The organism is Gryllotalpicola sp. CP2-P1, from assembly GCF_057512245.1.
Map to the genome: position 1 here is coordinate 1 of NZ_JBLRDT010000130.1, position 7,203 is coordinate 7,203.

Sequence of the window (7,203 nt, forward strand, 5' to 3'; positions counted from 1 at the left end):
CGAGGGCATGGCGGCGGTCACCTTCGACGGCATCGCCCGCGCCTCGGGCGTCAGCAAGACGACGATCTACAAGTGGTGGCCGTCGGCGGGGGCGCTCGCCCTCGACGGCTACTTCCACGCGGTCGAGCCCATGCTGGCCTTCGAGGACACGGGGGACATCCGCGCCGATCTGACCCATCAACTGCACTCGTTCGCCCGCGTGATGACGCAGACCGCCGGCGGCCGGGTGCTCACCGAGATCATCGGCCGCGCCCAGAGCGACGCCGACCTCGCCCGGGCGTACCGCGAGCTGTACTCCTCAGAGCGGCGGCGCCTCGCCGTCGCGCGCATGCAGAAGGCGGTCGAGGCGGGCCAGATCCGGGGCGATGTCGACCTGCAGGTGCTCGTCGACCAGCTCTGGGGCGCGGTCTACCACCGGTTGCTCATTCCCGACGAGCCCGTCACCGAGGCGTTCGTCGACGCGCTGATCGACAATCTGTTGCGCGGCATCCAATAGCCCCGCCCCGCTGGTCGAGTAGCTCGCGCTGCGCCGCGCCTCACCCCGCTGGTCGAGTGGGCCGCTCTGCGCCTCACCCCGCTGGTCGAGTAGGTCGCTCTGCGACCGTATCGAGACCCCGTCAGTAGCGAGGAACCGACGCATCGACCTCGCGCGACCACGCGTCGATGCCGCCGGCGAGCGAGGTGACCGACTCGAAATCCAGCTGCCGCAGCTGGTCGCGCGCGATCGCAGAGCGATACCCCGAGTGGCAGTAGACGACGGTGGGCGCAGCAGGGTCGAGCTCGCTCCAGCGCGCGACGAGCTGCCGCGACGGAATCAGCACTGCGCCAGGCAGCGACGCGAGGTCGGCCTCCCACGGCTCGCGCACATCGACGAGCTGGATCGCCTCGCCGGCGGCGCGCAGTGCGGCGAGCGCCTCGGGCGAGATCTCGTCGGGGGTCTGGTCTGCAGGGGGAGTCATGGCTGTGGCATCCGTTTCTTCTCGGGCGGCGACGCCGCAAAAGGCTTCGTAATCGATGAGCCCGGTCACCGGCATCCGCTCAGGGTCGCGCGCATACGCGAGCTCGCGGAATCCGCCGCCGCGCGCGTCGTACGCGACCACACGCCCGAGCAGCGGCTCGCCGATGCCGGTGATGAGCTTGACGGCCTCGCTCACGAGCAGGCCGCCGACCACCGTGCACACCGATGGCAGCACGCCCGCCTCGGCGCACGACGGCACGGTGCCGGGCTCGGGCGGCACGGGGAACAGGTCGCGATACGTCGGCCCCCGATCAGACCACGAGACGCCGACCTGGCCGCCGAACTGGTGCACCGCGCCCCACACCGAGGGGATGCCGCTCAGCGTCGCGGCGTCGTCGACGAGGTACCGCGTCGGGAAGTTGTCGCTGCCGTCGATCACGAGGTCGTATGCACCGAACAGCTCGAGCGCGTTCGACGACGACAGCCGGTCGAGGTGCGCATGCACGCTCACCTCGGGGTTCAGCTCGCGCAGCCGGGCCGCGGCCCGGGCAGCCTTGGGCGCCCCGACGTCGAACGGCGCATACAGCGTCTGCCGGTGCAGGTTGGTCGCGTCGACCACGTCGTCGTCGACGATGCCGATCGTGCCGATGCCCATCGCCGCGAGCTGCGGCAGCACCGCGCTGCCGAGACCGCCGGCGCCGATGACGAGCACGCGCGCTGCGCCGAGCGCCGCCTGGCCGCCCGAGCCGAAGCCGGGCAGCATCAGCTGACGGGAGTAGCGCGCGAGATCCGGCACCCCTCGATTCTCACACCGTGCGCGCACCCGGCGCCCCGGCGCATTACGCTCGCCTGAAATGCGCGATGTGATCGAACGGATGCTGGGGGCGTGGCGCTCGGGTGAGGTCGCGGGCCTCGCGACGGTCGTGCGCACCTTCCGCTCGGCGCCGCGCGAGCCGGGCGCCGCGATGCTCGTCACGGCCGACGGCTCGGTCATGGGCTCGGTCTCGGGCGGCTGCGTCGAAGGCGCCGTCTACGACCTGGCCCGCGAGGCGATCGCCGGCACCCCGCCCACCCTCGAGACCTTCGGCGTGAGCGACGACGACGCCTTCGCGGTGGGCCTGAGCTGCGGCGGCATCCTCGACGTCTTCATCGAGGCTCTCTCGCCGCGCACCTTCCCCGAGCTCGAGGCGCTCGCCGCAGACCTCGCCGATGACCGACCGGTCGCGCTCGCGACCGTTGTGGGGCATCCGGATGCCTCACGCGTCGGCGCCCACCTCGTGGTGCGCCCCGACGAGACGCTCGGCACGCTCGGCTCGCCCGTCGCCGACCTGCGCGTGGGCGACGATGCGCGCGGCATGCTCGCGCAGGGCGGCACGGGAGTCCTCGAGTGCGGGCCAGAGGGCGAGCGGCTCGGCAGCGGCATGCGCGTCTTCGTGCACAGCTTCGCGCCCGCCCCGCGCATGCTCGTCTTCGGTGCGACGGCGCACGCGGCGGCCCTCGCGCGGCAGGGCGCCTTCCTCGGCTTCCGGGTCACGGTGTGCGACGCGCGGCCGGTGTTCGCGACGGCCGAGCGCTTCCCCGGGGTCGAGGTCGTCGTCGATCGCCCCGATCGCTATCTCGCCGCGCAGCTCGCCGCCGGTGCCGTCGACGGCCGCACCGCGATCTGCGTGCTCACCCATGACCCGAAGTTCGACGTGCCGCTGCTCGAGGTCGCCCTGCGCGGCCCGCGGGTCGCGTACCTCGGCGCGATGGGGTCGCGCCGCACGCACGACGACCGCGCTCGGCGGCTGCGCGAGGCGGGAGTGACGGATGCCGAACTGCAGCGGCTGCGCAGCCCGCTCGGCCTCGACCTTGGCGCGCGCACTCCTGAGGAGACCGCGGTGTCCATCGCCGCCGAGATCATCGCGGCGCGCTGGGGCGGCTCGGGCGCCGCGCTCGCCGAGGCCTCCGGCCCCATCCATCGCGCGAACGACCTCGCGTCGCCCTGGGCTCACGACTCGCGCACGATCTCCTCCGGCGCCTTGTCGGGCCGCAGCCCCCGCCACGACGGCTGACGCAGCCGGCCGTCGCGCGTCCATTCGGCGAACTCGACCTCGCCGACGAGATCGGGCCTCAGCCAGTGCGCGTCGCTCGCATCCGCGCGCGGCACATCGACGAGCGCGGGCGTCTTCCGTTCGCGCTTCTTGGCGAGCGCCGCCAGCTCGTCGAGCGTTCGGTCGGTGAATCCGGTGCCCACGCGCCCGACGTATGTGAGGCCGGCCTCGCTCGGAATCCCGAGCAGCAGCGACCCCACGGTTCCGGCCCGCCGCCCGTTGCCGGGGCGCCACCCGGCGACGACGACCTCCTGCGTGCGGTGCAGCTTGACCTTGATCCATGCCTCCGAGCGCTTTCCGACGCGGTAGGGCGCCTCGCGGTCCTTCACCATGACGCCTTCGAGGCGCAGCTCGCGCGCCCGGCCGAGCGCCTCGTCGACCGTGCCGTCGAACTCGGGCGGCACCAGGATGTCGCCTTCAGAGCGCACCGTGTCCTCCAGCATCCGCCGCCGCTCGTCATAGCCGTGCCCTGTGACATCCTCGCCGTCCAGCTCGAGCAGGTCGAACAGCATGAACTTCACCGGCACGCCCTTGCGCACGCGCTCGACGTCGCCGGGCTTCGTCAGCCTCATGCGCTGCTGCAGCAGCCCGAAGTCGGGCAGCCCGCGCTTGTCGACGCCGATCACCTCGCCGTCGAGCACCACGTCGTGGCCGCCCGTGCGCTCGGCGAGGTCGGCGAACTCGGGGTACGTCGTCGTGATGTCGATGCCGTTGCGGCTCACGAGCTTCGTCTCGCCGCCGCGCACATAGGCGAGCACGCGCACGCCGTCCCACTTCATCTCGACGGCCGCGTCCTCCGCGTGCGCGGATTTCTCGCTGCCGAGCGTTGCGAGCATGGGCCGGTACTCGCGTTTCGACGCGGATGCCTTGCCTGACCGCTTCTTGGCAGGGGCCTTCTTGCCCGCTGGTCGAGTAGGTCGCTCTGCGACCGTATCGAGACCCTCTCCTGACGACGAGCTCTTCCCCCTCTTCCCCTGCTGATCCAGTTCCATCCGGTGAATCAGCCAGTTCTTCTCGTCGCCGCCCTGCTTGGTCTGAATCAGCGCCACCTTCACCGGCTCGCCGCCGAGGCCCCCGTCGCGCTGGCCGTGCAGTGTCGCGATCACCTCGTTGTCGCGGAACTTCTCGAACTCGTATGTCCCGTGGTCCCAGATATCCACGTGGCCCGCGCCGTACTCGCCCTTCGGGATGTCGCCCGAGAACGAGCCGTACTCGATCGGGTGGTCCTCGACGTGCACCGCGAGGTGGTTCTTCTCTCCGGGCGCGGGCACGCCCTTCGGCAGCGCCCAGCTGACCAGCACGCCGTCGTGCTCGAGCCGGAAGTCGTAGTGCAGCCGCCGCGCGGCGTGCTTCTGGATCACGAACGACTTCCCGGCCCCCGGCAGCGGCGCCTTCTCAGGCACCGGTTCCGGCGTCTTCTTCGCATCGCGCATGCTGCGATAGGTCGCGAGCCTGTCCGCCTCCGCATCGTTCTGCGCGGGCGGGGCCAGCGGCTGCGCGGCATCCCCCCGCTTCTTTATCAGCCCCATGACCTCGTGCAGCTCGATCTGGCGCAGGCGACCAGAGGTGATCTCGCGCCAGGTGCGCGGCATCGCGACGAATGGCCGCGATCGGCCGCGCAGCGAGTAGGGCGTGACGGTCGTCTTCGCGGCGTTGTTCTGGCTCCAGTCGAGCATCACCTTGCCGCGCCGATCGACCTTCTTCATGGTCGAGATGACGAGGTCGGGGTGATCCGCCTCGAGCGAGCGTGCGAGCTCGTGAGCGAGTTGGTTGATCTGCTCGGAGGTCGAGTTCCCGTCGAGCGCGGCGTAGAGGTGGATGCCTTTGCTGCCACTTGTGACGGGAACGGAGTCGAGCCCCATGTCGTCGAGGATCGCCTTGACGAGCTTCGCCGCCTCGACGCACTCGGGCAGCCCGACGCCCTCACCGGGGTCGAGGTCGAGCACCATCCTGTCGGGATTGCCGCGCTCGCCGGCATCCGTGAATCTCCACTGCGGCACGTGCAGCTCGAGCGACGCGATCTGCGCCAGCCAGGTCAGCGTCGCGACGTCGTTCAGCAGCGGGTAGCTGTTGTCGTGGTCCTTGTGGTGGATCACCTGACGCGCCACCCAGTCGGGCGTCGAGTCGTCGAGGTCCTTCTGGAAGAACACCATGCCGGGCTTCTCGGCCGTGCCCACGCCGTTCACCCAGCGCTTGCGCGTCACGGGCCGGCCTGCGGCGTACGGCAGCAGGTAGGGCGCGACCTCGGTGTAGTACCTGATCACGTCGCCCTTCGTGGTCCCCGTCTCGGGGTACATCACCTTGTCGAGGTTGCTCAGCGTGAGGCGGTGACCCTCGACCTCAACGATCTGCTCATTCTTCTTCGCCACGTGCGGCAGGCTAAGGTCGCGCCCGCCTCGCCTCCAGGGGGTTGAAATCGAGCGGATGCCTGGGCCAGATGGATCTATGCGAGCTATCGGTAAGCGCTCGATCTCCTTCGGGCTCGTGAACGTGCCCGTGAAGATCTATACGGCCACGCAGGACCACGACATCGCCCTGCACCAGGTGCACGACAAAGACGGCGGGCGCATCCACTACGAGCGCCGCTGCGATATCTGCGGCAAGGTCATCCCGTTCGAGCACATCGACCACGCCTACGACGCGGGGGACCGCACGGTCGTGATCGACGACGACGACATGGAGGCGCTGCCAGAGGCGAGCCGCGACGACGTCGAGGTCATCGAGTTCGTGCCGTCTGAGCAGCTCGACCCGATCACCTTCGAGCGCAGCTACTACCTCGAGCCCGAGAAGGGCGGCGTGAAGGCATACGTGCTGCTGCGCCGGACGCTCGAACGCACCGACCGCACGGCGATCGTGCGATTCGCGCTGCGCAACAAGACCCATCTGGGTGCGCTGCGCGTGCACGACGACGGGGTGATGGTGCTGCAATCGCTGCTGTGGGGCGACGAGGTGCGCGAGGCCGACTTCTCGGTGCTCGAGAAGCCGCCGCGCATCACGGCGAAGGAGCAGGAGCTCGCGGACTCGCTCGTGAAGAGCCTCGAGGCGGATTTCAACCCCGAGGACTACAAGGACGAGTACCAGGACGAGCTCAAGAAGCTCATCGACGCCAAGCTCGAACAGGGCGACACGGTCGACACCGCCGCCACCTTCGGCGAGGAAGCCGAGGACGAGGGCGGCGAGGAAGGCGGCGCCGAGGTCGTCGACTTGATGGAGGCGCTGCGCCGCAGCGTCGACCGCAAGCGGTCGGCGGGGTCGTCCGCGTCTTCCGGGTCGCCCGGCTCGCGCTCTTCCGGCAGCAGGCGCCGAAAGGCAAACTGACCGCGAGCAAAGGAGCCACACCATGCTGACATCCACGCACGCGTTCAGCGGGCTCGGCGTCGACGACCTCGATGCGGCCAAGCAGTTCTACGGCGGAAAGCTCGGTCTCACGGTCGACGAGAACCCCGCTGGGCTCACGCTGCGACTGCCCGGCGGCGCGCTGTTCGTCTACCGGTCGCCGAGCTTCACCCCTGCGGGCTACACGGTGCTGAACTTCGAGGTCGAGGACATCGACGTGGCTGCCGCAGAGCTCGCGGCGGCGGGCATCGAGCTCGAGCGCTACGAGGGCATGCCGCACAGCGACAACGGCGTCGTGCGCGGCAGAGAGGCCGGGCAGGGGCCCGACATCGGCTGGTTCCGGGACCCGAGCGGCAACATCCTGTCGATCCTGCAGGGCTGACCCCGCCCGGTGATCGCCCGCCCGACGACTGATGGGGCCAACGCGGTCAGGAGGGGTGGTTCCTGACCGCGTCGGCCCCAGTCAAGGGATGCGGTTACCGGCGGGGAGTGCCGGCAGTCCGCTCCTTCCGGCGCAGCAGAAGTGCGACTGCGCCGATCATCAGCAGGGCGAGCGCAGAGGCGAGCCCGGCGCTGATGTCTGTTCCGGTGGTGGCCAGGGCGCCCGCGGCCGAAGCGGCTGCCGGGGCAGCTGCCGCGTCGAGGGTGACCGGGGCGCTGGCAGCGACGGCGCCGGTGATCAGACCGGTCGTCTCGGAGCCGCCGTTGCCGCCGTTCGCGCCATCACCGGGGTTGGTTCCATCACCGGGGTTGGTTCCATCACCGGGGTTGGTGCCGTCGCCGGGGTTGGTGCCGTCGCCGGGGTTGGTGCCGTCG

General features: G+C 70.4%; 7 protein-coding genes. 4 read left to right on the forward strand and 3 right to left on the reverse strand.

Annotated features, from left to right (window positions below):
* On the forward strand, window positions 1-496 hold a 496-nt coding region (locus ACM2XV_RS10525), incomplete at its 5' end, for a TetR/AcrR family transcriptional regulator (protein ID WP_487026892.1).
* Between the two features lie 121 nt (window positions 497-617).
* On the opposite strand, the gene ACM2XV_RS10530 is transcribed toward ACM2XV_RS10525, so the two are convergent.
* On the reverse strand, window positions 618-1,754 hold the full coding sequence (locus tag ACM2XV_RS10530; protein WP_487026893.1) for a ThiF family adenylyltransferase: 1,137 nt from the start codon (window positions 1,752-1,754) through the stop codon (window positions 618-620).
* 58 nt (window positions 1,755-1,812) lie between these two features.
* On the opposite strand from ACM2XV_RS10530, the gene ACM2XV_RS10535 reads away from it, so the two are divergent.
* A complete protein-coding gene (locus tag ACM2XV_RS10535) occupies window positions 1,813-3,012 on the forward strand; it encodes an XdhC family protein (RefSeq protein WP_487026894.1) in 1,200 nt (399 codons plus the stop codon).
* On the opposite strand, the gene ACM2XV_RS10540 is transcribed toward ACM2XV_RS10535, so the two are convergent.
* Window positions 2,949-5,420: an ATP-dependent DNA ligase gene (locus ACM2XV_RS10540; RefSeq protein WP_487026895.1), complete on the reverse strand. Its 2,472-nt coding sequence runs from the start codon at window positions 5,418-5,420 to the stop codon at window positions 2,949-2,951. The two genes, ACM2XV_RS10535 and ACM2XV_RS10540, sit on opposite strands and share 64 nt — an antisense overlap.
* Before the next feature lie 76 nt (window positions 5,421-5,496).
* Here ACM2XV_RS10540 and ku point away from each other — a divergent pair, with 76 nt between their 5' ends.
* Window positions 5,497-6,369 (forward strand): non-homologous end joining protein Ku, encoded by an 873-nt coding sequence (gene ku, locus ACM2XV_RS10545; protein WP_487026896.1) that lies wholly within the window; start codon window positions 5,497-5,499, stop codon window positions 6,367-6,369.
* Window positions 6,370-6,391: 22 nt separating this feature from the next.
* Window positions 6,392-6,769, forward strand: coding sequence for a VOC family protein (locus ACM2XV_RS10550; RefSeq protein WP_487026897.1), 378 nt, complete (start codon window positions 6,392-6,394; stop codon window positions 6,767-6,769).
* A 94-nt stretch (window positions 6,770-6,863) separates the two neighbouring features.
* Here the strand turns inward: ACM2XV_RS10550 and ACM2XV_RS10555 are convergent.
* Window positions 6,864-7,203 (reverse strand): LPXTG cell wall anchor domain-containing protein (locus ACM2XV_RS10555; RefSeq protein WP_487026898.1); only part of this gene is annotated, 340 nt, incomplete at its 5' end.